Here is a 25507-nt window from a genome sequence, read left to right as displayed (position 1 = left end):
GTGCTCGATAATCGCTGTTAGACATGACAGCGATTATCTGCGTTTAGTTATCCAATTTTAGACGCCTGTTTTAGATACATGTTCTAGATACATGAATTCAGCGCTCAAGAATGATAGAAAATATAAAGTTGATAAAAATATAAGGAATCATGATGAAAGATTTATTTGATTTAACCGGTAAGGTCGCTTTGGTTACTGGCGCAAGCCGCGGTATTGGCGAATCTATTGCTCGTTTATTGGCATCAAGAGGCGCGCACGTGATTGTCTCTAGCCGCAAAATCGATGCTTGCCAAGCAGTGGCTGATAGCATCAAAGCTGACGGTCATAAAGCCAGTGCCTTTGCTTGTCATGTGGGAGACATGGAGCAGATTGCAGCAATTTTTGAGCATATCAAAAGCGAGTTTGGTCAAATCGATATCTTGGTCAATAACGCCGCAGCCAACCCATACTACACGGCCATATCTTAGATACGGATTTAGCCGCTTTCGATAAGACGGTTGAGGTAAACATTCGTGGTTACTTCTTTATGTCGACGGCAGCTGGCAAAATGATGCGCGAGCAGGGCGGCGGCGTGATTTTAAATACCGCATCGGTCAATGGCTTGGTTGCAGGCGACAAGCAAGGTATCTACTCGATCACCAAAGCGGCGGTCATTAGTATGACTAAAGCTTTCGCCAAAGAGTGTGGCCCACTTAATATCCGCGTCAATGCTTTACTGCCAGGTCTAACTGATACCAAGTTTGCCTCGGCCTTAACCACCAATGATAAAGTGTTAAAAATGGCGCTACATGCTATTCCACTAGGACGTGTTGCGAATCCTGATGAGATGGCTGGCACGGTATTATATCTGGTGTCTGATGCCTCAAGTTATACTACGGGGGCGACTATCGTTGTCGATGGTGGTATGTTGGCTTAGGTAGCCAGCCAGTCAGAAGACTTATAATACAAGTTCAAGAACAATTTACTATGAAGAGCTGCATGAGATTTATTTCCATGCGGTTTTTTTTGATTTTATTTTTGATCGAGTGTCTAAATTTTCTTAGTGTCATTGCATTGATAGATTATTAATTTAAAGTAAAAATAGGCTGTGCAATGGCATAATAAAGGTATTAACAGCTACTTGAATAATATGGGAGTTACGCATGGATTCAGTGACCAATCATAAAATAAATATAATCTCTAAAAATAAAACATGGCTATTCGTGCCAGCGACTCGCATCGACAGAGTAGCGAAAGCCTTTGCTAGTGGCGCAGATGCGGTCATTGTCGATTTAGAAGATGCCGTTGCACCAGAAGATAAAGCAGACGCCCGCAAAGCATTGCAACAATATCATGACAGTGCAAGTTATCAGCCGATTTGGCTACGTATTAATAGAGCAGGCAGTGAGGCATTTATAAAAGATATCGCGCTTTGCCAGCAGATGCCTAATCTTGCAGGAATCGTACTGGCCAAGGCTGAACAAGCATCAGATGTTGATCAAGCCTATCAAGGTACTGGCTTACCTATTATTGCACTCATAGAAAGTGCGGTTGGGTTGTATAACATTGATGCGATGGCTAAAGTGTCAGGCTTGGTCGGATTCAGTTATGGTTTTCTAGATTTGTGCAATGATTTGCGGGTACAAGTAGGTACGCCTGCTGCGGATGTCATCGCCAATCAAATCCGCTATCAGTTGGTGTTGACCTCTAAAGTACATGAGCTAGCAGCGCCCATAGATACCGTTTATCCTGATTTCAATGATGAAGTAGGGCTAAATGCCCGAGTGCAACTATGGTCACAAATGGGTATGTTAGGAATGCTGTGTATTCATCCCAAACAAGTGGCTGTTGTGCAGCACGCCCTTAAGCCGACAGAGAGTGAGCTATCATTTGCTAAGCGTGTGGTCGAAGAATATGAGCGAAGCGGGCAGGCAGTGTTTGAGATAGATGGTCAAATGGTAGACGCGCCAGTGATTGAGCGTAGTCTTCAGCTATTAGATTAGTTATTGACGAAGTAGCAGGGAAGCAAATAATGGTTTATTATTCATCATACTTATTTATGATTTAAAAAGAGCTCTATGATTTTTATTAGTAATACCATTAGCCTGAATGACAGTGAAGTAGATATTAGCGCCATACGCGCGCAAGGGGCAGGCGGGCAAAACGTCAATAAAGTCTCGTCTGCGATTCATTTGCGTTTTGATATCCATGCCTCAAGCCTGAGTGATGTGCATAAGCAGCGTTTATTAGACAGTAAAGACAGCCGAATCACCAAAGAAGGCGTGTTTGTGCTCAAAGCGCAGCAGTTTCGTACGCAAGAGCGCAATAAGATAGATGCCTTTGAGCGGCTGCAAAGCTTTATTATAAAAGCCACTTATGTCAATCAAACCAGAAAGCCAACTAAACCTAGCAGAAATGCTAAGCGCAAACGGGTGGATCAAAACCCAGCGCGGTAAAACAAAAGTGTTGCGCGGTAAGGTGGATTTCTAATGGGTGGCTTATTTCCTATTTTTAAATGAACGAGAAAGCCAGATGCCAGCCCATTTAAGAGGCTGGCATTTTTATAGTCTTATTTACTATTAGGTCTTTAGCTATCCAAGTCTTTTGCTTAACCAAGTCTTCTACTTAACTCGGGAAAGCGCTTTATCATAAATAACATCAAGAGCAGTGCCACACTGGCGATAGCCGCGCCAACATAGCCCACACTCGATATGGAAATATGCGTCACTGCATAACCACCAAACAGCGCACCGGCGCCAATGCCTAAGTTAATAATCCCTGAGAACATTGACATCAGCATGTCTTGGGCTGTGACATCAACCATGATGACTTTGGCTTGCATAGAGATAATCAGCAGCATCAGCGCGGCGCCCCACAGTAATGCAATGAAACTTAGTGCCCAGATAGAGGTCACGGCAAACAATAGCACCAGCATAGATAGCAGCATTAATATGATCGATATCAGCATCAATCTGGTATTAAAACGATCGCCCCAGCGGCTGAATATCACACTGCCCGCAATTCCTGCCACCCCAAACAATAGCAAGACAACAGTTGCGGCGTTTTCACTGATAGCGCCGACTTGACGCATAAAAGGTTCGATATAAGAATAAGCGGTATAGTGGGCGGTAAAGACCAGTAAAATGAGTAGATACAAACAGACCAATAAGGGGTTTCTAAGCAATTCTGGAATCTTTCTAAACGAGCCTTCAAACATACTTGGTAGCGTTGGCAATAGCCTTGCTTGTAGAATAAATACGATGAAAGCAATCACGCCAATACCACCAAATGTTGCCCGCCAGCCAAACCATTGACCGACCAAGCGCCCTAATGGCACGCCAAGTACCATCGCCAATGAAGTGCCGGTCGCAAGCACACTAAGTGCCAGTGCTTTTTTGCCTTCTGGTGCTACGCGTATCGCAATCGCCGCGGTGATTGACCAAAATATCGCGTGTGATAGCGCAATACCCACTCGGCTAATCAGCAATACATCAAAGCTCCAAGCAAATACTGACAACACATGGCTGGCAATAAAAACCACAAACAAGCCCAAGAGTAAGCTTTTACGCTCAAAACGGCTGGTAAGTAGCATCAATGGCAATGACATCGCCGCGACAATCCACGCATACAGCGTCAACATCCAGCCAGTTTCTGCTGTAGTGATGGAAAAATCTTGGGCAATGTCACTTAATAGGGCAACGGGGACAAATTCGGTGGTATTCATAATAAAGGCGCTGACGCCCATTAAGAATACTTGGAAATACTGAGTTCGGCGAGCATTTGCGCTCACCTCAAGGTTATGTTTCATATGATCCAATACAAATAAAGAAGGCGCTAATAGTGCAAATTAGCTGAAAAATAATTCATGAGTTTAAGAATAACGGCGGCATAGGTCGTAATGATGAAAAAGAGGAGGGCAAGATAGCAAATCGGTTGCGGTATGTCAGAGCCTATCATCAGACCTTGCTATTTTATCAGGAATCGACGGTGTTTTTTGTAGGAGAGTCTTTAAAATTAGCAACCGAATAATTGGTTGAATGGTTAAGTAATCCGATAATGACATCAGTGTCAGTTACACAGTGATTATAGTGAGGTATCGCTATTTACGCTTGAATATAGGTATGATGACGCCATAGGCTAGGAATGCCTGATAACGTGATTTTAAATAATCATTGATATTTTACTAGGGCGTGTCTTCATTTCAAAAATGGCGATAAAAATGAGATAAATTGCCGTCAAACAAGAAAAATAGCGTAGATAATATCGAGATATTAACAAGCTATTTGACGATGTTTGGCAAGATTTAGCCATTTTTAACCCATTTAGATGACTATCGAGTGAATTAAGGACACGCCCTAATATGGGATAAAAGAAAAAAATCTATGAAAACAGACACCAATAAACCATTAGCCTTTAGACGATATCCTTCAACGACGGCGCTGCAATGTTTTGAGACCGCTGCTCGTCATTTGAGTTTTACCAATGCCGCGCAAGAGATGCACATGACCCAAAGCGCCATAAGTAAGCAAGTGGCGCAGTTGGAGGAGATGCTAAACCTGTCTTTGTTTTATAGGACGCCGCACCGGATTTCATTGACCCCTGCTGGCAAGTCATATTATCTTGAAGTATTAGAGATTTTAAAACATATTGAGGTGGCGACCACCAATTTGATGTCGCATAGCAGTAATACTGAGCTGCTAAAAATCGTCTCGCATCCGACATTTTGTGCCCGTTGGTTGATTCCAGCACTCAGTGGCTTTTGTCAAGAATATTCCCTTATTAACTTGGATATTAAAGAGCTGGTGGGGCCGTTTTTTTCTGAAGACCAAAATGTTGATATTGCTTTTTTATATGGCGATGGCATGTGGGGCAATATGGAGGCCATAAAATTGTTCGATGAATATTGCGTTGCGGTCTGTCAGCCGCAGTATTTGCGAGATAAAACACTGAGTACTGATTGTTTGGATGACTATGTGTTATTGCAAATAAGTTCACGCTTAAGTGCGTGGTATGAGTACTTTAAGCAACAAGATATCAGCGTTGATGGCACCTTTGTAGGTCCACGTTTTGAGACTTTTCATGCCTGCATTTCTGCCGCCTTACTGGGTTATGGCATTGCTTTGGTGCCGTTACGTTTGGTCGAGCCTGAGCTACAATCAGGCGCTTTAGTGATGGCGTGGGATTATGCGGCAAAGGGTCGCGGCAGCTATTATGTGACTTATCCTGTTTCTTCGGGACAATCGCATAAGGTAAAAGCAGTTTTAGAATGGATTACGGATTATTTAACAATCTCAGATCAGCGTGAAAAAGCGTTAGGGCTTGCTTTATAATTTATATTTTATTATTTTATTCTACAAAGTTATCTGCCGTAAGAATTTAACAAGCTAAACAAAAAAACTGCCTTGATACGCAGTTTTTTTGTTTTTAAAGGATTCGTTTAGGGAGCTAATTTACTGGTAATGACAAAAAGGAATGCCACCACAACTATTATTCGTTTGCTGCCGGAATGATGTTTTGTTGAAATGAGTCTAACTCAAGGAAGAGATAGAGATTCATCATGGACAAGCTTTATAACGTGACCGATGCCTTTACGATGGTGCATCCGCTCACGCTCGTCAAAGGCAAAAACGCCAGAGTTTGGGACGACAATGACCAAAGCTATATCGATTTTGTCGGCGGAATTGGTGTTTTAAACTTTGGTCACTGCCACCCTCACATCGTTGACGCCATCATCCAGCAAGCCCAGGCGCTGATTCACTATGCCTACAATGCGGCAGCGCATCAGCCGTATCAAAGCTTTATGCCGCGATTGTGTGAGCTTGTGCCTATTAGCGGCGAGCTGGCAGGGATGCTCACCAACTGCGGCGCAGAAGCAACCGAAAACGCCATCAAGATAGCACGCCTTAAAACGGGTCGCACTGGGGTTATCGCTTTTGATGGTGGATTTCATGGGCGCACATTGGCTGCTGTCAATCTAAACGGTAAAGTTGCGCCTTATAAGCGCGGGCTCGGACCCTTGGCAGGTAGCGTTTATCACATTCCTTTTCCTAGCCCAGATAACGACGTGAGCGATCAGCAAGCGATTGACGCGCTCCAGCGTTTATTTATGGTAGAAACCGATATCGACAATATCGGTGCCATCATCGTCGAACCTGTACAAGGGGAAGGCGGTTTTCAATTGATGTCGCCCACCTTTGCGCAGTATCTGCGCCAGTTTTGTGATGAGCATGGCATGTTACTTATCATGGACGAAATCCAATCTGGCTACGGCCGTACTGGTACACCGTTTGCTTTTACCCATTTAGAAGTTGAGCCTGATCTTATTTTACTTGGCAAGAGTATCGCGGGCGGCTTGCCATTAGGTGCAGTCATCGGCAAGGCTAGTGTGGTCAATGGTTTGCCTAAAGGCAGTTTGGGCGGTACTTATTCTGGTAACCCAGTTGCTTGCGCCGCTGCCAATGCCACGCTCGATATCATGCAAGCTAATGACGTTTGGCAGTCAGCCAAGCATTATGCCCAGACGATTGAGACGACCATCAGCCAATGGCAGCAAGAAGGTATCTCGCCTTGGTTATTTGGTCTTACGGGTATCGGTGCGATGCGCGGTATTGAGCTGCGTCATCCTGAGCATGATGTGCATCTGAGTGTGATGGCGCAAGTATTAACCAAAGCACGTGAGCGTGGTCTATTGCTTATGCCAAGTGGCCAATATCGCCATATCATTCGGTTATTGCCGCCACTAACCATAGAACCTGACACCCTAAAAGAAGGGCTAGATATTCTAAAAGAGGTGCTCATCGCGCTTCCTGATGGATTGCCTGCCGCTTAATGTTTAGGAGTGCTTAGGATAGATAGCGCATCGTCATAAGCAAATGCTCAAAACCAAATATCGATTACTTAAAAATTTCTTAACCCTATTACAAGGATGTTTATTTGTGAACAATACTAGCGTCAGTCCAGATAAGGATTTTATCTGCAGCGATGATATCCGTCATCATTTTTCTATGGCGATGTCAGCCATGTATCAGAACGAGGTGCCGCTATACGGAGACTTGGTTGATTTGGTCAGTGATGTGAATGCCGAGGTATTAACCACACATCCCGATATTAAATCACAACTGCTGCATACGGGAGAGATTGAGCGTCTAAGCATGGAGCGGCACGGGGCGATTCGACTGGGTACCGCAGCAGAGCTGAGCATGATGCGTAGACTTTTTGCCGTGATGGGTATGCACCCTGTCGGCTATTATGATTTAGCGCCTGCTGGTGTGCCCGTACATTCAACTGCCTTTCGCGCGCTTGACTCGCATGCATGCATAAAAAGCCCCTTTCGCGTATTTACCTCGTTATTGCGTTTAGATTTGATTGCTAATGAAACTTTACGACAAGAAGCCACGGCCACATTGTCGCAGCGTCAGATCTTCACTACTGGGGTTATTGAGCTTATTGGGATTTTTGAGGTGCAAGGTGGCTTGACCACTGAGCAAGCAGAGCAGTTTGTCCAAGAAGCGCTAGAGACATTTCGCTGGCATGATAAAACGCCGGTGGCAAAAGCGCTCTATCAGCGTCTATTAAATCAGCATCCGCTGGTCGCTGATGTGGTGGGCTTTAAGGGTCCACATATCAATCATTTAACGCCTCGAACCTTGGATATTGATGCCGTACAACAAGGCATGCAAGCCCGCGGCATACCTTCAAAAGCCATCATCGAAGGGCCACCGCGTAGAGCGTGTCCTATATTATTAAGGCAAACCAGTTTTAAAGCGCTACAAGAAGCGGTTGGCTTTAAAGTTGCTAATAACTCAGACGCTAGCCCTGAAGAGTATGAGCAAGGACATCATACCGCGCGCTTTGGAGAGATTGAGCAACGCGGTGTGGCGTTAACGCAAAAGGGCCGCGCGCTTTATGATGAATTATTGGCCGCAGCTCGTCGCCAGCTTGGTGTTACCCCAAATGAGGACAATGCGGCTCAATACAATCAAATTTTAGCCGAAGTATTTACCGCTTTTCCTGATGATTATCAAACTCTACACGAAGAGGAGCTAGCGTATTTTTATTACCAGTTGACGGATAGCACCCTTGATTCTGAGGACGGTCAAGCGTTGTTGGCCGCGATCTTAACACGCGATGATTTGAATAAACTGCCTAATGCGAAGCTGACTGCTCTGATTAATGACGAGGTGCTTCGCATTGAACCCATCGTTTATGAGGATTTTTGCCCGTCAGTGCCGCCGGTATCTTTCAATCAAATCTGCAAGAGGCGCAGCCAAGCCAATATGACGGTTACTCAAGCCAACAAAATTTTGAGCGTGATTTGGGGGCAGCCATTTATGATGAAATGGCATTGTATGAAGCGATGCAGGCGCAAAGCCTTGAGCAGTGCCTGTCTAGTGTCAGTGTTTAGTAAGATTTAGGCTAAAAATAGCCAGCTTATAGCCGACTTATTAGCACGTCATTCCAAAAAGGAATGCCTGCAAGAAATTTATTATTTTGCAACTTAGTAGGTAGCAGGGTAATTTTATAAGTCAGTCAAGGACGTAGTAAACCATTATACCAATATGCAAGGGATTGATTATGATTAAGCAATATATGTCTGCAATGGGCGTAGAAGAAGCACACTATCAAAATGGCGACTTTGAAGTCACCACCCCAATTGATGGCTCAGTCATCGGTAAAGTCACGTTAGATACAGTGGCTGACGTCGATACTAAAATTCAAAATGCCAAACAAGCCTTTCAAGAATGGCGTGTCGTTCCTGCCCCTAAACGTGGTGAGTTGATTCGTCTGTTGGGTGAAGTCCTGCGTGAGCACAAAGAAGACCTAGGTATCTTAGTATCATTAGAAGCCGGAAAAATTAAAGAAGAAGGCCTTGGCGAAGTCCAAGAAATGATTGATATCTGTGACTTTGCCGTGGGCGTATCACGTCAGCTTTATGGTCTAACCATCGCCTCAGAACGCCCGGGTCACCACATGCGTGAGACATGGCATCCACTTGGTGTCATCGGCGTCATCTCTGCCTTTAACTTCCCAGTCGCCGTTTGGTCTTGGAATACGGCACTGGCCATCGTCTGTGGCAACCCTGTCATCTGGAAACCTTCAGAAAAACCCCGCTCGTCGCCTTAGCTTGCCAAGCGTTATTTGAAAAAGCCTTGGCAAAATTTGGTGAAGCACCAGCACATTTATCGCAAATCATATTGGGCAAAACCGATATCGGTAATGCGCTGGTTGAAAATAAAGACATCGCTTTAGTCAGTGCCACCGGCAGTACGCGCATGGGCCGAGAAGTAGGACCCAAAGTCGCTGAGCGTTTTGGTAAATGCTTGCTTGAGCTTGGCGGTAATAACGCCATGATTTTGGCACCCACCGCCGATTTGGATTTGGCGCTACGTGGCATTCTATTCTCAGCAGTAGGAACGGCAGGTCAGCGCTGCACCACCTTACGCCGTCTGTTCGTTCATGAGTCGGTCAAAGACGATATCTTACCGCGCGTTAAGTCTGCTTACGAGACGGTGAGCATCGGTCATCCGCTTGAAGGTAATTTGGTCGGTCCACTGATTGATGAAGACAGCTTTAATAACATGCAAGCGGCGTTAGAAAAGGCTCGCAATACTGGCGGTAAAGTCACAGGCGGCGACCGAGTTCTGATGGATAAATTCCCCGATGCTTATTATGTGATTCCGGCGATTGTTGAGCTTGATGAGCAAAATGACGTGGCACGTAGTGAGACGTTTGCGCCGATTTTATACGTCATGCCTTATAAAGAATTTGACGATGCGCTAGCGATGCAAAACGATGTGCCACAAGGGCTGTCATCTTGTATCTTTACCAATGACTTACGTGAAGCTGAAACTTTCCTCAGCGACCGCGGCAGTGATTGCGGTATCGCCAACGTCAACATCGGCACCAGTGGCGCTGAGATTGGCGGCGCATTTGGCGGCGAAAAAGAAACCGGCGGTGGTCGTGAATCAGGTTCAGACGCATGGAAAGCTTATATGCGCCGTCAGACCAATACAGTCAACTATTCAACCGAGCTACCACTAGCGCAAGGCATCAACTTTGGCTAATAACAATATGACGTGACGTGATGCTTGTTAAGTAGGCTCAGCGCTTATTTAGCAAGCCAATTATTCGCTATTTTGGTCGCCAATTATTAAGTATTTATTGTTTTAGTATGAAAGCCTGCGGAAGTGATGAATAACTATTCATGATTTCAAAACAGGCTTTTTACACCCTTTGCCGTAACCTTTTCGCACTTTTTTCAGCATTATCAGCAGCCATGGATTGGTTGTTTCTACTACTGTTATATCTATGACAGCAGTATCCACTACTAAGGAAGGTAGGTGTCTTATGATGGATGATAAACCTTATGACGAAGCTAAAGATGGCTACGGTCCGTCTTCTAGTTTTTTATAGATATTGCACCTCTGGTGTTGACTGCCATTATTCTGATGGTGCAGTTTTTCGTATTCAAAGATTTTACCCCTCACATTCCCTTAGCTTGCGGTATTTTAATCACTGGCTTGTTTATGAAGCTGCGTGGCCGTGACTGGGATGGCATGGAACAACGCTTTTTAAAGGTTGTCAAAATTGGTCTACCGGCCATGATTATCTTGATGGGCGTTGGTATGCTCATCGGCGCTTGGATTATCGCTGGTACGGTTCCCACGATTTTACTATGGTTTTAGCGTTTTCTCTCCTTCATCATTCCTAGTCTCTGTCTGTATCATCTGTGCCATTATTTCTGTCGCTACAGGCACTTCGTGGGGCACGGTTGGTACGGTCGGTCTTGCCATGATGGGTATTGGGCTAGGATTGGGTATTCCGCCGTCACTAACGGGCGGTGCTATTGTTTCTGGCGCTTTTTTCGGTGACAAAATGTCTCCATTATCTGACACCACCAACTTAACGCCAGCAGCGGCTGGTGTTGATCTTTGGGAGCACATCCGCGGTATGTTGCCCACCACGGTACCTGCCATGGTAACTGCATTGATTATCTATGCGTGGATTGGTATGGGTTACGGCGCAGAAAATGTCGATTTAACCTCAATTAAAGAAATTCAAACTTCGCTAGCGGCCAATTATAACCTCAGTATTATTACGTTATTACCGGCTGTTGTCGTTGTCATCGCAGCGGTAATGAAAATGCCTGCTATTCCAACGGTATTATCAGGTGTGGTGGTTGCAGGATTGGTTGCGTTTTTTATGCAAGGCGTGGGTGTGCATGACATTTTTACGGTCTTACAAAATGGCTTTGTCAGTGAAACGGGCTTTGCTGTCGTGGATCAACTGCTGTCTAAAGGCGGCATTATGTCAATGACGTGGGTCGTGACTTTGACCATCTTTGCTTTAGCATTCGTCGGCTCAATTGAGCATTACGGTACGCTAAAAGCCATCATGGCAAAAATTAATAAGATGGTGAAATCGAGATTTGGTTTAGTAATGACCACTTATGCCAGCACGCTTGGTGTCGGTACGCTCATCGGTGACGTCTATACCACACTGGTATTGCCAGGCCGTTTATTAAAAGACAAATATCAAGAAATGGGCTACAAACGCACGACACTCACACGCTCTATTGAAGATACCGGAACCCTGTTATCTCCACTTATTCCTTGGAACATGGGCGGTAGTTTCGTCGCGGCAACATTAGGTATTGCAACCCTTACTTATGCACCATTCGCCTTTGCCTGTTGGTTATCACCGCTATTTGGTTTGTTATGGGTATTCTTAGACAAATTTATTCCCCGTGAAGAACCTATTGTTAATAACGACACAAGCACGCTCTCCACTATAGACAACGTGTAATTTAGAAGGAATATGAGATGTTGCAAGAGCAATGTTTGTGGAATACGACTGCACCTATTATTGATACCTACAGCCAGATGAATAGCGATACTGAAGCGACTATTTGTATCATAGGCGGCGGTTATACAGGATTATCTGCGGCGATTCATTTGGCAGAAAAAGGCGTCAAGGTTATTTTGCTTGAGAGTCATACGATAGGCAGTGGCGGCTCCGGTAAAAGCGTAGGGCTCGTCAATGCAGGTACTTGGGCGCGCCCTGATGATTTGAATATTGCGCTAGGTGAAGCGGCAGGTGAGCGTCTAACTGAAGTCCTCGGACAAGCGCCAAGCTTAGTATTCGACTTAATCAAACGTTATAATATCGACGCCCAAGCCACTCAAGCCGGTAATATCCACATGGCACATAACGCCAAAGGTGAAGTCGATGTCGATATTAGATACGAGCAACTTATCCGCCGCGGCGCGAACGTTGAAGTACTAACCGGCAGCAAATGCCATGAATATTGCGGTACCAAAAGTATCAATAAAGCATTACTAGATCATCGGGCTGGTACGATAAACCCACTGGCTTATGTTAGAGGACTCGCAAAAGTAGCAACCAGTCTTGGTGTCACTATTTATGAGCATTCCGCTGTTGAAGCCTTAGAAAAGGTAGATGGCGATTGGTATGCAAGGACTTCTAAAGCGCGCGTCAAGTCCGAGCGCGTCATTATTGCAACCAACGCTTATACCGAAGGCGAATGGACAGAAATTAAAAAGACCTTTTATTTGGTTTATTACTATCAGATTGCATCTGAGCCGCTTAGCGGCGAGGCGGCAGATCGTATCTTACCTTACAAAACAGGGGCATGGGATACACGCTTGGCCTTGTCTAGCTTTCGCCGTGATGACGACGATCGCCTATTATTGGGAACGGTGGGTGGTACACAGCTTAAACCAAAATCCTTTTATCAATCATGGGCCAATGCGGTGCAAAAGAGCTATTATCCAGATTTGCCAGCATTTAAGTGGCAGTATGAGTGGACTGGTAGTTTTGGCTTCACGCAAGATCATATTTTTCGAGTCATGGAGCCCGACGAGGGCTTGCTGACAGCAACGGCTTATAATGGTCGCGGCATTACCACAGGCACGCTAATGGGTAAGTGCTTCGCAGACTATATAATGACGGGTAATAGAGACAGTATTCCCTTACCATTTAAGACCTTAGAAGAGGCAAAAGTTTCTTTTGGCGGGATGAAATCTGGCTTTACTGAGCTAGGACTGACTTTATATCATGCAGGACAATGTCTAAAAATAATTAGATAGCTTTGCTGAGTCATCGTCTGATTTTTTCTACCGTTTTTAAATATAAAGGTATTCAGACTTTAACGGCGATAAAGAGACCGTAACAATCGTGTGATTACCAAAGCATATTAATATCAGTATTTATTTTATTATCTGATATGCTATCATCTTTAAGTCATTATCGTGGGTTTAACAGTTTTGTCATTGCCAGCCATTATCGTTATAAATGGTGGCGTACAAACCTTGCAACTTCCAGCACGATATAAAATAATTCTGGTAAAGCGCATGAGCCTGTACTCCGACATCCTCATTTGTGCCTGATTTTATTTGCCTATTTGGGCGTATTTCACCCTTTTTCGTCGGAGTTACAGGAGTCTAAGGTGTTCAATATCATGAGCCACATTGCTAACCAATCCAAATATACCCGTCATTACCACCCACGTCTTTCTCGCCCAGTATGCGATCAATCAGATAGCGACGCTTGAGCTGCGTTCGCAAGATATTGTCAAAGCCATGGGCTATCCTTTGAAACACACTATGCCTGCTTGTGAGCGCCTGCGTCACGTATTATCAAACAAATACCTTGGGCTTGATGGCAGCTATATGGATAAATATTTTACCGCTGATGAATTTTTAGCCACGCTATTTTCTGTGCTGGATATCCCTCATACGCCGTTTGCAGAAGACATTGCCCAGATCAAAGATGCTGCTGTGCACGCTCAGCATGATAATAAAAATTCATGCTATGGTAGTGTGAGCAATGGCTATCAACAGATGAGTGAACAAGATTATGAAATGGTTGATAGAGTAGAAGAATATAAGCTAAAAAAATCTAAGGAATGTTGATTTTTAAGCATTAGTTTTTAAGCATTAAGTAAAGCCTCACTACAAAGTGAGGCTTTTTTCGTTGTGATCTTTAATGATGAAATTGAAAATTGGCTGGTATGAATATTTCATAATATCGTACAAGTGATTGTATATCAAACTGATTATATGTCAGGCTTTGATATGGCTCGCCATAAAATCACGAATAACGCATCAAACTCTGCATTAATGGGTGTATCGGTCTGACGAATAATGTGCATCAAGCCAAGGCGACTAATGAATCCCATAAACACATCAAAAAGTATATAAAGGGGCACGGTGTCATTTAGTACGCCACGTTTTTGACCATCTTCCCACACATTCAAAAATGCCCCAATCAGCTCTTTATTTTCATAAATCGCAATGTTACGTATACGCGATGCCGATACCCGAAGACAGCACCATGACCGCATCGGGATGTGAATCTACAAAGTCAAAACAAACCCATAATGTCTTGCGTAGCCTATCTTGCACGCTATCAAGCCGCAAATGATCCATGATGCGCGCTGCCAACCTTCAATACAATATCCATGATGGTATAAAAGTGTTTGCTTCACCAAAATATTTATACAGCGTCTGTAGTGAGACATTGGCAGACTTTGCAATTTGTGCCATGGTCACCTCATTAGAGTCAAAACCTGCAAACACTTTACGAACGGCTTTTTCAATTTTTTCTAAAGTAGCAGGGCGCATATCGGATAAGGGTGCCAAAGCTCGGGCTGTATTCATACTAGATATCTGACTCGTAGATTGCATGCTTGATGATTCCTGTGCGGTGAGAATTTTTATACTGTGCTACAGCGTCTTATTTATCGGCTTGATAAGCTAGAGTTGAAATAGGTAATATAAACTATTGTTTGTTAATAGGTTGCGCATTGTCTTTTACTGTCCTAGTATAAGTCTTGCATGATATTAAATATAAAGAATACTAAGATTGTATATAACGGTAATTAAAATTACCATAAGTAATATGTTTACACTCAATAGTATTTTATATTAGGGCGTGTCCTCGTTTGAATTGAGGACACGCCCTAGCCATTATCAACTTCCCATCGTCAAGGACAGACAATATGAGTATTGAAAAATTCACCCCGAACTGGATGACCGAAGAGCACCAGATGGTGCATGACAGCGCGCTTAAAATGTTTCAATCGTGGGAGCCAAAGGACGAGCAGTGGCGTAAAAACGGCATGATTGACCGCGCTGCGTGGGAAGAGGCTGGCGCGATGGGATTCTTATGTGCATCGATACCAGAAGAATATGGCGGCGGCGGCGGTGACTTTGGTCATGAAGCGGCGCTTCTTTATGCGCAAGCTGAGGCTAATCAATCCGGATTCGGCGGCATGGTGCATTCAGGTATTGTCGCGCCTTATATCTTGAGTCATGGTACGGAAGCGCAGAAAAAAGAATGGCTACCTAAGATGGCGACGGGTGAGTATGTGGCTGCGATTGCTATGACCGAACCGGGTACAGGCTCAGACTTGCAGAACATCAAAACCTATGCGGTAAAAGATGGCGATGATTACATTATCAATGGTTCAAAAACCTTTATTACCAATGGTCAGCATGCCAACCTGATTTTGCTCGCCTGCAAAACCGATCGTGAAAAAGGGGCGCAAGGTGTTTCGCTTATCGTGGTAGAAACGGACAAAGTAGAAGGGTTTGAGCGTGGTCGTAATCTCGATAAGATTGGTCTGACCTCACAAGATACTTCGGAGTTATTTTCAGCAATGTACGTGTGCCGCAAAAGAATTTGCTTGGCACAGTAGAGGGCATGGGTTTTATTCAAATGATGCAAGAGCTGCCACGTGAGCGTTTAATTATTGCCTTAACGGGCGTTGGTGCGATGAAGCTCGCGATTAATTTGACCCTAGATTATGTCAAAGGTCGGGAAGCCTTTGGTAAGCCTATTTGGAAGTTTCAAAATACGCGCTTCAAAATGGCAGAATGCTACGCTGATTATCTCGCTGCCAGCACGATGTGTGATGCCGCTGTCGATGCCATGTTAGAGGGCAAATTAACCGTACCGCAGGCATCTTTGATTAAATACTGGGTGACGCAAAAGCAGTGTGATGTGATAGACGAATGCGTCCAGCTGTTTGGCGGTTATGGCTACATGACAGAATACCCGATTGCTCGCCTATATGCTGATGCGCGAGTACAAAAAATCTACGGCGGCACCAATGAAATCATGAAAGAGCTGGCGTCACGCTTTATGTAAGCGGCTGATTTGCTTTTTGGTTCTACTTCTGATTCTAAGAAATAGATTATATTGCCATCATCCATCATGGTTATTTATTCAAAAAAGAAAAAGGGATTTTTATGACTGAGACTGCTTACATTTATGATGCTATCCGTACCCCACGTGGTAAAGGCAAAAAGGATGGCTCCTTGTATCAGGCGTCACCAATTTGGCTTGCCCGTACCTTATTAAAGGAAATGCAACAGCGCCATCATTTGGATACCAGTTTGGTCGATGATGTGGTGCTTGGTTGCGTGACGCCCGTTGGTGAGCAGGGTTCTGATATTGCCCGTATAGCCGTCATTGATGCTGGCTGGGCGCAAAGTGTGGCGGGTGTCACTTTATCTCGATTTTGTGCCTCAGGTCTGGAGTCTATCAATCTGGCCGCTGCCAAAATCATGTCAGGTATGGAGGACATGTGGTTGCAGGCGGCGTAGAATCGATGAGCCGCGTACCGATGGGCTCTGACGGCGGGGCATGGTATATGGATCCACGGGTTAATGAAGCGACGCATTTTGTCCCGCAAGGCGTTGGTGCAGACACTATAGCGACGCTAAAAGGCTTTAGTCGCACCGATGTCGATGCGTTTGCTACCGAGTCGCATCGCCGCGCTGCGTATGCTTGGGAGCAGGGCTATTATGACAAATCGGTCGTTCCCGTCACCGATATCAATGGCATGACATTATTGGATAAAGACGAAACCATTCGTCCTAACACCAATGTCGAAACCTTAGCTGGTCTCAATCCCTCCTTTATTATGCCGGGCAAGATGGGCTTTGATAGCGTTATCTTGGACAGATATACCACCATTGAAAAAGTGAATCACGTACATCATGCGGGCAATTCATCAGGCATCGTGTGCCGCAATTTGCTTAGTGGGTAGTGCTGCTGCTGGTCAAAAAGCAGGTCTAAAACCACGCGCCAAAATCACCATGGCCTCAGTCATTGGCTCAGAACCTGCCATTATGCTGACAGGGCCAACGCCTGCCTGCCAAAAAGCGCTCAAAAAAGCGGGCATGCAAGCTTCAGATATAGATCTATGGGAAATCAATGAAGCCTTTGCTGCCGTTCCGTTAAATACTGCCGATGACTTCGGACTCTCTCTTGATATCGTCAACGTCAATGGCGGCGCTATTGCTATGGGTCATCCACTTGGCGCCACGGGCGCGATGCTCATGACGACTGTGCTTGACGAGTTAGAACGTCGCGATCTAAAAACCGCGATGATTACGCTGTGTGTGGGCGGCGGTATGGGCATCGCCACTATCATTGAGCGCGTGTAGTGCTGATAGTGCTAATAGATTTTAGTGATTGTCATTAGTTTCTAGTGACTGATATCGACATAGAATAAATAAAAAGGACTTGAAATGAGCATAAACAGCGTAGACGCCATCAATGCATTGAACCACTTTTCTGCCGAATCTGATAATGGCATTATCACCGTTACGATTGACCAAAGTAGTCGCAAAATGAATGTCATCGGCGACGGTTTCACCGATAGTTTTGCAGTGATGACTGACAACTTTATTAACGATGCGTCCGCCAAAGGTTTGATTTTAACCTCTGGCAAAGAGACCTTTGTGGTCGGTGCTGATATTGATCAGTTGGCTAATATTAAAACTGCTGAACAAGCCTTTGAGCTGGTCGAAGACCTGAAAGCTAGCTTACGCAAACTAGAGAAATCTGGTAAACCTGTCGTTGCTGCTATGACTGGAACGGCACTTGGCGGTGGTTTGGAGTTGGCATTGGCCTGTCATTATCGTATCGCGATTGATTCGCCTAAAACCGAACTGGGTCTACCTGAAGTCAAATTGGGCTTGCTACCGGGGCGGAGGAGGTACTCAGCGTTTACCTCGATTGGTTGGCATTCAATCAGCACTCGAGCTGATGACCCAAGGTAAAGAGCTGCGTCCAGCTGCTGCTAAAGACATGGGTTTGATTGATGCTGTTGCTACTGACAAAGCAGATATGTTCAAGCAGGCGAAAGACTGGATTAACGCCAATCCCAGTGCCCAGCAACCATGGGATAAAAAAGGTTTTAAAATTCCCGGCGGTGATAGTAAGCATCCTAGTATTGTGCCGATATTTTCTATCGCGCCTGCCATGGCCAACCAAAAGTCACACGGCAATTATCCAGCCATTACTCACATCATGTCTTGCGTTTTCGAGGGCTGCTTAGTGGATATCGATACGGGACTTGAGCTTGAGTCGCGTTACTTCGCCGCTTGTGTGCTGTCTGCTGAATCTAGAAATATGATTAATACGCTATGGACTCAGCTGAATAGTATTAAAAAAGGTCAATCTCGTCCTGATGGTTTTGAGCGCTATAAAACCAAAAAAGTTGGTATTTTAGGTGCAGGCATGATGGGTGCGGGCATTGCTTATGTCACCGCAAAGGCGGGGATCGACGTTGTACTCCTCGACACTGAAATGGCAGGCGCTGAAAAAGGCAAATCATATTCTGCCACCATTTTGGACAAAGCCATTAGCCGTAAACGCTCCACTGAAGAGAAAAAGCAAGCGTTACTCAATCGCATCAAGCCAACAGTGTTTTATGAGGATTTGGCAGAATGTGATCTGATTATCGAAGCGGTGTTTGAAAATCGTGAGATTAAAGCCAAGTGTACTCAGCAATCTGAGGCGGTGATTCCTAACACGGCTGTCTATGCATCTAATACTTCGACACTTCCTATCACTGGATTGGCAAAAGCCAGCACCCGACCCAATCAATTTATCGGGCTGCATTTCTTCTCGCCAGTCGATAAGATGCCGTTGGTTGAGATTATCATGGGCGAGCAAACGGATGACGCCACTTTAGCAAAAGCCTTTGATTATGTGCTACAAATCGGTAAAACACCTATCGTCGTTAATGACAGTCGGGGGTTTTACACCTCACGGGTATTTGGCACTTACGTGTCAGAAGGGGTTGCGATGTTAGGCGAGGGCGTCCATCCGCGCAGCATCGAAGTTGCTGGCATGAAAACGGGCATGCCCATGCCGCCACTGGCATTGCAAGATGAGGTGTCATTAAGTTTGGCGTTGCATGTGAGCGAACAGCAGCAGCTGGATATGAAGGCTGAAGGTAAACCCATTGCTGTTCGTCCCTCGTACGAGATACTGAAAACGCTGGTCAAAGAACACAATCGCGAGGGCAAAAAAAATGGTAAAGGCTTTTATGAGTATGCCGATAATGGTGACAAATACTTGTGGCCTGAGCTGATGGATTTATACCCAGCAAAAGCAGAGCAGCCATCACAGCAAGATTTAATCGATCGTTTGATGTTTATCCAAGCCAACGAATCTGCTAAATGTTATCAAGAAAACGTCGTGCGCTCTGTCGCTGATACCAATATCGGCTCCATTTTTGGTTGGGGCTTTGCGCCGCATCAAGGCGGTACGCTACAGTTTATTAATGCGATGGGGTTAGAGGCGTTCATCACCCGTAGCCGTGAACTCGTGACTCAATACGGTGAGCGTTTTGAGCCAGCACAAATTCTGCTAGACATGGCAGATAAAGGTGAGGTGTTTGCTGATGACTGAGCTGATGGTTAATTCTATGCTTGATTCTGCGATTAATACGAGCACTGGTTCAATGATAGATTTAATGGCAGATTGCTTACAAGGGCTGCGCGTCATTGATTTGACTCGTAATTTACCGGGACCCTTTGCGACGCGTTTGCTTGCAGATTTGGGCGCAGAAATCATTAAGATTGAACCTAAAAATGGTGATCCTGCCAGAGCCTTTGGCGAATTGTTTAAAGCACTAAATCATGGCAAAACCACCGAGAAACACGACTTTCTTGATCCTCAAGGTATTGCTGCTATCAAAGCGCACCTCAAAGATGCTGATGTTATGTTGGATAGCTTTCGCCCTGGCGTCCTAAAAGGCATGGGACTAGATGCTACAACGCTGCATGCGATTAATCCAAAATTGGTCATGGTATCGATTACTGGTTACGGTTTGGCATCTAGCGATTCGAAAATTGATATTAATCATGACTGGGCTGATAAAGCCGGTCATGATATTAACTTTATGGCGATGAGCGGTGTTTTAGACCAATTAAAGACGGCGGATGGCGAGCAGGCAATGCCTAACGTTCAATTTGCAGATTTGGCAGGCGGCAGTGATACCGCTGTGATTGCACTGCTTGCTGCTGTATTCGCCGCCCAGCGGACGGGCAAAGGTCGTCATGTTGCCGTTAGTATGACGCACAGCTTGTACCAGCATATGGTCATGCCAAAGGCAACGGGAGCGCTAGTGAAAAGTTTCTCAGGGCAACAACCAGCACCGCATCATGATTTTTTGGGTGGATTATTACCTTGTTATCGCCTATACAAAACTTCGGACGCGCGCTATATGGCCGTTGGTTCGCTAGAGCTGAAATTCTGGCAGGGCTTGTGTGAGGCATTGGATTTGTCTGCGCTCAAAAATAGCCATTGGCAACTTGGGGTTATGCCAAATACCTCTGAAAGCCAAGCGGCGGCTAAGGCGATAAGCGATAAATTTGCCAGTCAAACGCTTGAGCATTGGCAGCAAGTTTTTGCGTCTGTTGATGTCTGTGTCACCCCTGTGCTTAGCCTCAGTGAAGCAAAAGCACATCCCTTATTTGCCCATCAAGATGAGTATGATGCAACGTCAGGATGGCAGCAGGTTCAGTAGTTATGTTTTTTATGAGAAATGCTTCAAAGCCATTGAGTTTTTCATAAGTTGATTACCAAGGAAGGTAAGTTATGGATCAGTTTTGGACGCAGCATTATCCTAAAGGGATAAATGCACAGATAGCGCCGCCACATAATACATTGATTGACATGTTTGATGACAAATTAACAGAATATGCCAGCCATGAATTTATCACCAACATGGGTGTTACTTATACTTATGGGCAAGTGGATAGCCTGTCATTGGCTATTGCGGCTTGGATTCAAAGTCTGGGTCTAGCAAAGGGTTCGGTCATAGGCATCATGATGCCCAATGTCAACCAGTACCTGCCTATTGTCATAGGGATAATTCGCGCTGGTATGGTCACAACGCTCATCAATCCACTGTATAGTCCTCGTGAATTGAGGCATCAATTGGCTGATTCAGATACTGCTGTATTATTTATATTAGAACCATTTTGCAAAACGTTAGAGAAAATTATCAAAGACACGCCTGTCAAAACCGTGGTCATCAGCAAGATTGGCGATATGTTAGGAGTAGTGAAAGGTGCGCTTGTTAATATCGCTGCCAAATATGTCAAAAAAGCCATTCCCCGTTATCAGTTGAAATCCAATTCTCGTTATACCGTGACTCGCTATAAAGCGGTTTTAAAACGCGCCAAAAAATTAAGTTATTCTCGTCCTACCATTCAAGCGGACGACTTATTAATGCTGCAATATACTGGCGGTACGACAGGCGTTGCCAAAGGTATTTTGATTACCAATCAAAATGTTGTGACCGCCACTTACCAGTTTGTCGAATGGTTCAAGCCAGTCTATGACGCCATGTCTGATAGTACTCAAATAAATACCATTGTCGCTTTACCGCTGTATCATATTTATGCGTTTATCTGCTCAATAGTTGGGTTGAGTGTGGGTCAGCATCTCACACTGGTTACCAATCCACGTGATATTGAAGGGTTTATCAAGATATTGCGCAAGCGTCCTTTTCATCTATTGCCTGGTGTCAATACTTTGTTCCAAGCCCTGCTGATGAATCCCAAATTTAAGGAGCTGGATTTTTCCGCATGCAAGTTAACCCTAGTCGGTGGTATGGCAGCGACCCCTGAAACTGCTAAGCGCTGGCGTGAAGTCACAGGTCTGCCTATCCTCGAAGGCTGGGGTATGTCTGAGACGCTAGGCGTGGGTACCGCTAATCCATTTAATGGCACTGAATATAGTGGCAATGTAGGGCTGCCACTGCCTAGTGTCGATATCAGTATCCGTGATGATGATGAAAATATTCTCGCCATAAATGAAGTTGGTGAGATGTGTATCAAAGGTGACAACGTCATTACTCATTATCATAATATTGACAATACGACGTTTTTTACCGCTGATGGTTACTTAAAAACAGGTGATATTGCGTCTATGAACGAGCAGGGTGCTATTAAGATATATGACCGTAAAAAAGACATGATTATCGTCAGTGGTTTCAACGTTTATCCTAACGAAGTAGAAAACATCATTGAGGAGCACCCTAAGGTTGCCGAATGTTCAGTGGTGGGTATCGATGATAAGTTGCAGGGTCAGTCGGTCAAAGCCTATGTTGTAAAATCTGATGATAGCTTAAATGAGGATGATATTAGAGCGCTGTGCCAAGCAAATTTGGCCGCCTATAAATGCCCGCGTCATATCGAATTCATAGACGAGTTACCCAAATCAACTGTCGGAAAAATACTGCGTCACAAGCTGAGAAAATTGGCTCAGGAAGCGTAACAACTATTCAAGAGAAACATTGCATGGCCATTTTACCACTACAGCATGACCATCATCAGTCGCAATAATTAATCACCAATAACCATTATTTATACCGATATTCAATGAGAGTAAAAGCTCTTGATACAATTTACCGCCTCCAATCAATGACGCTCACGGTTAGTTTGTTCCGTCTGAAAATGTAAATGATCGATTCGCCAGCTATTTCTGTAAGGGCTCATTTAGCCATTAGCGATATACTCAATGAAGTATGCAAAAATGACAATACCGCGACCGCTGATAGTGAAAAATGGACGGATGCTGCCTTTAATACCTTTAAATCAGCGTTGGCATCAGCCTATACCAAGGACACGGTAGCAACCTTCGATGGCATGCTAGATTTTTTCACTCAGTTAAAGCAGTCAGGTAGAAAAGTCGTGCTAAATACGGGCTACGATATTCAGACTGCCAATAAGATATTGACTCTTTTAGGATGGTCAGTGGGTCGTGATATTGACGCTTTGATTACAGCGGATGATGTGCATAATGGTCGTCCTGCGCCAGATATGATTACCCTTGCTATGGAAAAGTTTGGGATTGAGCATTCGCAACAGGTATTGAAAGCAGGGGACAGCGGCATCGATATCGAAGAAGGCAAAAATGCCCATTGTGGTCTATGTGTTGGGGTGCTGACTGGTGCTCAAACCCATGTGCAACTGGAAAAATATTCACCAGATATTGTGCTTGAGCAGCTCACGGATCTAGCGGCATTGATCTAGAGTATGTCCTCAATTTAATTGAGGCATCTGCATGGACTACTTTAATGGCGCATTTTAGAAGGAGAGAAATCATTACATGGTTTCTCTCCTTCTTATTTTATAGAAGTAACGATAAACATAAGAACAGGCAGGCTTATCGATTGTTGAACAGCCTAATATGTGGAATATTTATCTTAAAATTTTAGCGCGCTCTACTGCTGCTCTAATGCTTTTAGACCTGCTTTGGCGATGTGTACATCTTCGCTACCATGTGCGCCGCCCACCCCGATACCACCAACTACGATACCATCGATATAAATGGGCACGCCGCCATCTAAGATAAGGATGTTTTCATCCAGATAGCGTAGGTCTTCAGGAATCGTGCCGTCTTTGATGCCTTTGGCGATGACCGCCGTTTCTCTTTTTTGTGAGTTTGCGGTATAGGCTTTTTTGTAACTGGCACGCACGGTATGCACGCCTGCGCGGTGATCTCTGAGCACTGCTAAGGTTTGTCCAGAGGCGTCAACGACGGTCACAGATACCATCAAATTGTTTTTTTGGCTTCTAATGCGGCGGCATTCACCATGTTTTGTGCCATCTCGCCAGTCAATAATGGAATGGTTGCCATCTCTGCTCCTTGGGTTATTATGTTTGGTTTGATCACTTGTACTTGATACTGTGAGGTGTTGGCACACGCGGAGATGGACAACAGCGAGGTTGCAAGCGCGGCATAGATAACGAGTTTTTTCATAATCAGTCCTTTTATAGTTAATCCTTGAGGTTGTTTTGAATATTGCATGACGTGACTCAATACGCCTGAATCAAAGCTTAGACAAGTTAATTGCCTGATGATAACTTGCTGGGGCAAACTTGATGGTGACAAACAGCATACCGATAAGGCTGATCAATAGCATCCACCAAACCGCCTGAAAACTGCCAGTCGACTCGCGAAGCACACCTGCGACATAAGGCGCGATGGCGGTAATAATAAAGCCGATGCCTTGGACAAATGCTGCTAGTGCCCCAGCGAGTTTGGGTTTTGACAAATGATCTAACGCGACGGTCAATGTCAATGAAAAGCAGGCACCAAGACCACAGCCAATCAAGGCAATCCACAAGATGAGCAAAGCTGTCGGCATGGTAATCAAACCTATAAATCCAGCGATTTGTATGCCTACGGCAAAAAACAACCAAGGTCGGCGGTCGAGACGATGGGCGGACAACATTGGAATAACCAGCGCACCAATGACCTGAAAAATCGTCATGATACCGATCAGCTCGCCACTACTTTGCGCGCTCCAGCCCAAAGTCTGCGCATAGCTTGGCAACCATGCAATCATACAAGCATATCCAGCGTTTGCCAGACCAAAATAACTTGCCAGCAGCCAAGCACGGCGATTGCCAAAAAAGTTGATTTTTACCCCGTCGTCTCGATTTTCCATCTGCTCGGAGGGGCGCCGCCACCACAGCACGAGGGCAAAAACTGGCACTACCAGCCAGATACCCAAACCGGATTGCCAACTGCCGTAATGTTGAGCGACCACTGGACTCAAGATAGCGGCAACCCCGCCACCAGTCATCAGTGCGGCAGAGTAAACGCCCATAGCAAGTGGTACGCGTGCAGGATACCAACGCTTGACCACACCAGGTGCCATTGCTTGCACGATGGCGATACCCGTACCGCCTACTAAGGCACTGGCTATCAGCGTACCTCCAGTATCTAACCACAAGCGCCATAAACCCGCGAAGGCAATTGCAAACAGTCCGCCTGTGATCCACGCGCTTTCACTAAATCGTCGCCCAATCCAAGGCAACAGTAGCGGAAATATACCCATACACAGCATCGGCAGCACCACCAATAAAGAGGCGGCTTGTAAACCTATCGCTGTGCTTAGGCGAATTTCTGTCAGCAACGGACCAGTAGAAGTGATCGTTGGGCGCAGCGTTATCGCCAACCCAGCAATCACCAGCATAGGAGACAACAAGGTCAGTATCGACGAAGGCGCCGTGGAGGAGATATGATCGGTACTCATGAATAATATAAAATCCGTATTAAGAAAGGCAGTACCAAAAAATCACCGCCTGAGTCGCCAAAAAAGCCGACGTCACTATATGCCGAACGTCGACTTTTTCAATAAGTACTACTTTTACAAACCGCTGATTAAACTGCTATTTAAAGC

19 protein-coding genes and 5 pseudogenes are annotated in these 25507 nt (G+C 45.0%); 17 read left to right on the top strand and 7 right to left on the bottom strand.

The annotated features are described in order from the left end of the window. Window positions 1–149 precede the first annotated feature (149 nt). The 3 genes and pseudogenes from G7Y90_RS14250 to arfB all read left to right on the top strand — a co-directional run bounded on the left by G7Y90_RS14250 (window position 150) and on the right by arfB (window position 2435). Window positions 150–916, top strand: a pseudogene (locus G7Y90_RS14250) (SDR family oxidoreductase). A 226-nt stretch (window positions 917–1142) separates the two neighbouring features. Beyond that, a complete protein-coding gene (locus G7Y90_RS14245; RefSeq protein WP_193009207.1) occupies window positions 1143–1982 on the top strand; it encodes an HpcH/HpaI aldolase/citrate lyase family protein in 840 nt (279 codons plus the stop codon). Between the two features lie 75 nt (window positions 1983–2057). Next, window positions 2058–2435, top strand: coding sequence for an alternative ribosome rescue aminoacyl-tRNA hydrolase ArfB (gene arfB, locus G7Y90_RS14240; RefSeq protein WP_250162710.1), 378 nt, complete (start codon window positions 2058–2060; stop codon window positions 2433–2435). Between the two features lie 152 nt (window positions 2436–2587). Here arfB and G7Y90_RS14235 read toward each other — a convergent pair whose 3' ends face one another. Then, window positions 2588–3787: a sugar transporter gene (locus G7Y90_RS14235; protein WP_193009205.1), complete on the bottom strand. Its 1200-nt coding sequence runs from the start codon at window positions 3785–3787 to the stop codon at window positions 2588–2590. A 574-nt stretch (window positions 3788–4361) separates the two neighbouring features. Between G7Y90_RS14235 and G7Y90_RS14230 the strand changes: the two genes are divergently transcribed. From G7Y90_RS14230 to G7Y90_RS14190, 8 genes and pseudogenes are all read left to right on the top strand, one after another. Then, on the top strand, window positions 4362–5309 hold the full coding sequence (locus tag G7Y90_RS14230) for a LysR substrate-binding domain-containing protein (protein ID WP_193009204.1): 948 nt from the start codon (window positions 4362–4364) through the stop codon (window positions 5307–5309). Between the two features lie 227 nt (window positions 5310–5536). After that, complete coding sequence (locus tag G7Y90_RS14225; protein WP_193009203.1) at window positions 5537–6808, top strand: 2-aminoadipate transaminase; 1272 nt, start codon at window positions 5537–5539, stop codon at window positions 6806–6808. Window positions 6809–6914: 106 nt separating this feature from the next. Then, window positions 6915–8393 carry a 2-oxoadipate dioxygenase/decarboxylase HglS gene (gene hglS, locus G7Y90_RS14220; protein ID WP_250162709.1) on the top strand — a complete coding sequence of 493 codons (1479 nt, stop codon included), beginning with the start codon at window positions 6915–6917 and terminating at the stop codon, window positions 8391–8393. Window positions 8394–8553: 160 nt separating this feature from the next. Further along, a pseudogene (amaB, locus tag G7Y90_RS14210) lies at window positions 8554–10043 on the top strand (L-piperidine-6-carboxylate dehydrogenase). A 366-nt stretch (window positions 10044–10409) separates the two neighbouring features. Next, complete coding sequence (locus G7Y90_RS14205) at window positions 10410–10664, top strand: hypothetical protein (RefSeq protein ID WP_250162706.1); 255 nt, start codon at window positions 10410–10412, stop codon at window positions 10662–10664. Further along, window positions 10600–11784 (top strand): Na+/H+ antiporter NhaC, encoded by a 1185-nt coding sequence (gene nhaC / locus G7Y90_RS14200; RefSeq protein WP_250162705.1) that lies wholly within the window; start codon window positions 10600–10602, stop codon window positions 11782–11784. Before G7Y90_RS14205 ends, nhaC begins: the two co-directional genes overlap by 65 nt. 17 nt (window positions 11785–11801) lie before the next feature. Beyond that, window positions 11802–13088 (top strand): L-pipecolate oxidase, encoded by a 1287-nt coding sequence (gene amaA, locus G7Y90_RS14195; protein WP_250162704.1) that lies wholly within the window; start codon window positions 11802–11804, stop codon window positions 13086–13088. A 381-nt stretch (window positions 13089–13469) separates the two neighbouring features. Beyond that, on the top strand, window positions 13470–13913 hold the full coding sequence (locus tag G7Y90_RS14190) for a hypothetical protein (protein ID WP_250162703.1): 444 nt from the start codon (window positions 13470–13472) through the stop codon (window positions 13911–13913). A 143-nt stretch (window positions 13914–14056) separates the two neighbouring features. Here the strand turns inward: G7Y90_RS14190 and G7Y90_RS14185 are convergent, their stop codons facing one another. The 3 genes from G7Y90_RS14185 to G7Y90_RS14180 are packed head-to-tail and all read right to left on the bottom strand — an operon-like array spanning window position 14057 to window position 14660. Next, window positions 14057–14257, bottom strand: a complete 201-nt coding sequence (locus tag G7Y90_RS14185) for a hypothetical protein (RefSeq protein ID WP_250162702.1) — start codon at window positions 14255–14257, stop codon at window positions 14057–14059. A 40-nt stretch (window positions 14258–14297) separates the two neighbouring features. Next, window positions 14298–14429 (bottom strand): hypothetical protein, encoded by a 132-nt coding sequence (locus tag G7Y90_RS18090; protein WP_284143749.1) that lies wholly within the window; start codon window positions 14427–14429, stop codon window positions 14298–14300. An 18-nt stretch (window positions 14430–14447) separates the two neighbouring features. Further along, window positions 14448–14660 carry a TetR/AcrR family transcriptional regulator gene (locus G7Y90_RS14180; protein WP_250162701.1) on the bottom strand — a complete coding sequence of 71 codons (213 nt, stop codon included), beginning with the start codon at window positions 14658–14660 and terminating at the stop codon, window positions 14448–14450. A 341-nt stretch (window positions 14661–15001) separates the two neighbouring features. Between G7Y90_RS14180 and G7Y90_RS19270 the strand changes: the two are divergent. The 6 genes and pseudogenes from G7Y90_RS19270 (at window position 15002) to G7Y90_RS14140 (ending at window position 23348) form a co-directional block, all read left to right on the top strand. After that, a pseudogene (locus tag G7Y90_RS19270) lies at window positions 15002–16152 on the top strand (acyl-CoA dehydrogenase family protein). Window positions 16153–16253: 101 nt separating this feature from the next. Beyond that, window positions 16254–17456: pseudogene (locus G7Y90_RS14165) on the top strand (acetyl-CoA C-acetyltransferase). A gap of 84 nt (window positions 17457–17540) precedes the next feature. Then, a pseudogene (locus G7Y90_RS14155) lies at window positions 17541–19713 on the top strand (3-hydroxyacyl-CoA dehydrogenase NAD-binding domain-containing protein). A gap of 52 nt (window positions 19714–19765) precedes the next feature. Beyond that, on the top strand, window positions 19766–20833 hold the full coding sequence (locus G7Y90_RS14150; protein ID WP_250164007.1) for a CaiB/BaiF CoA transferase family protein: 1068 nt from the start codon (window positions 19766–19768) through the stop codon (window positions 20831–20833). A gap of 71 nt (window positions 20834–20904) precedes the next feature. Continuing rightward, on the top strand, window positions 20905–22590 hold the full coding sequence (locus tag G7Y90_RS14145; RefSeq protein ID WP_193009131.1) for an AMP-binding protein: 1686 nt from the start codon (window positions 20905–20907) through the stop codon (window positions 22588–22590). 185 nt (window positions 22591–22775) lie between these two features. Beyond that, the gene (locus G7Y90_RS14140; RefSeq protein ID WP_193009132.1) at window positions 22776–23348 is read left to right on the top strand and encodes an HAD family hydrolase; all 573 of its coding nucleotides are present in this window, start codon (window positions 22776–22778) and stop codon (window positions 23346–23348) included. A 191-nt stretch (window positions 23349–23539) separates the two neighbouring features. Here G7Y90_RS14140 and G7Y90_RS14135 read toward each other — a convergent pair whose 3' ends face one another. From G7Y90_RS14135 to G7Y90_RS14125, 3 genes are all read right to left on the bottom strand, one after another. Then, the gene (locus G7Y90_RS14135; protein WP_250162696.1) at window positions 23540–23863 is read right to left on the bottom strand and encodes a GlcG/HbpS family heme-binding protein; all 324 of its coding nucleotides are present in this window, start codon (window positions 23861–23863) and stop codon (window positions 23540–23542) included. Window positions 23864–23871: 8 nt separating this feature from the next. After that, complete coding sequence (locus G7Y90_RS14130) at window positions 23872–24078, bottom strand: hypothetical protein (protein WP_250162695.1); 207 nt, start codon at window positions 24076–24078, stop codon at window positions 23872–23874. Window positions 24079–24148: 70 nt separating this feature from the next. After that, complete coding sequence (locus G7Y90_RS14125) at window positions 24149–25360, bottom strand: CynX/NimT family MFS transporter (RefSeq protein WP_250162694.1); 1212 nt, start codon at window positions 25358–25360, stop codon at window positions 24149–24151. Window positions 25361–25507 lie beyond the last annotated feature (147 nt).

The organism is Psychrobacter sp. WY6 (assembly GCF_018448495.1).
In the GTDB taxonomy this organism is placed as follows: Bacteria; Pseudomonadota; Gammaproteobacteria; order Pseudomonadales; family Moraxellaceae; genus Psychrobacter.
This window is presented reverse-complemented; position numbering and strand designations above follow the sequence as displayed.

Excerpts from the sequence above, each read along its gene's own strand:
- G7Y90_RS18090 (WP_284143749.1), bottom strand. The coding sequence starts at position 14,429 with ATGGATCATTTGCGGCTTGATAGCGTGCAAGATAGGCTACGCAAGACA.
- G7Y90_RS14140 (WP_193009132.1), top strand. The coding sequence starts at position 22,776 with ATGATCGATTCGCCAGCTATTTCTGTAAGGGCTCATTTAGCCATTAGC.
- G7Y90_RS14235 (WP_193009205.1), bottom strand. The coding sequence starts at position 3,787 with ATGAAACATAACCTTGAGGTGAGCGCAAATGCTCGCCGAACTCAGTAT.
- arfB (WP_250162710.1), top strand. The coding sequence starts at position 2,058 with ATGATTTTTATTAGTAATACCATTAGCCTGAATGACAGTGAAGTAGAT.
- G7Y90_RS14180 (WP_250162701.1), bottom strand. The coding sequence starts at position 14,660 with ATGAATACAGCCCGAGCTTTGGCACCCTTATCCGATATGCGCCCTGCT.
- G7Y90_RS14130 (WP_250162695.1), bottom strand. The coding sequence starts at position 24,078 with ATGAAAAAACTCGTTATCTATGCCGCGCTTGCAACCTCGCTGTTGTCC.
- amaA (WP_250162704.1), top strand. The coding sequence starts at position 11,802 with ATGTTGCAAGAGCAATGTTTGTGGAATACGACTGCACCTATTATTGAT.
- G7Y90_RS14145 (WP_193009131.1), top strand. The coding sequence starts at position 20,905 with ATGGATCAGTTTTGGACGCAGCATTATCCTAAAGGGATAAATGCACAG.
- G7Y90_RS14245 (WP_193009207.1), top strand. The coding sequence starts at position 1,143 with ATGGATTCAGTGACCAATCATAAAATAAATATAATCTCTAAAAATAAA.
- G7Y90_RS14230 (WP_193009204.1), top strand. The coding sequence starts at position 4,362 with ATGAAAACAGACACCAATAAACCATTAGCCTTTAGACGATATCCTTCA.
- G7Y90_RS14225 (WP_193009203.1), top strand. The coding sequence starts at position 5,537 with ATGGACAAGCTTTATAACGTGACCGATGCCTTTACGATGGTGCATCCG.
- G7Y90_RS14125 (WP_250162694.1), bottom strand. The coding sequence starts at position 25,360 with ATGAGTACCGATCATATCTCCTCCACGGCGCCTTCGTCGATACTGACC.
- G7Y90_RS14150 (WP_250164007.1), top strand. The coding sequence starts at position 19,766 with ATGATAGATTTAATGGCAGATTGCTTACAAGGGCTGCGCGTCATTGAT.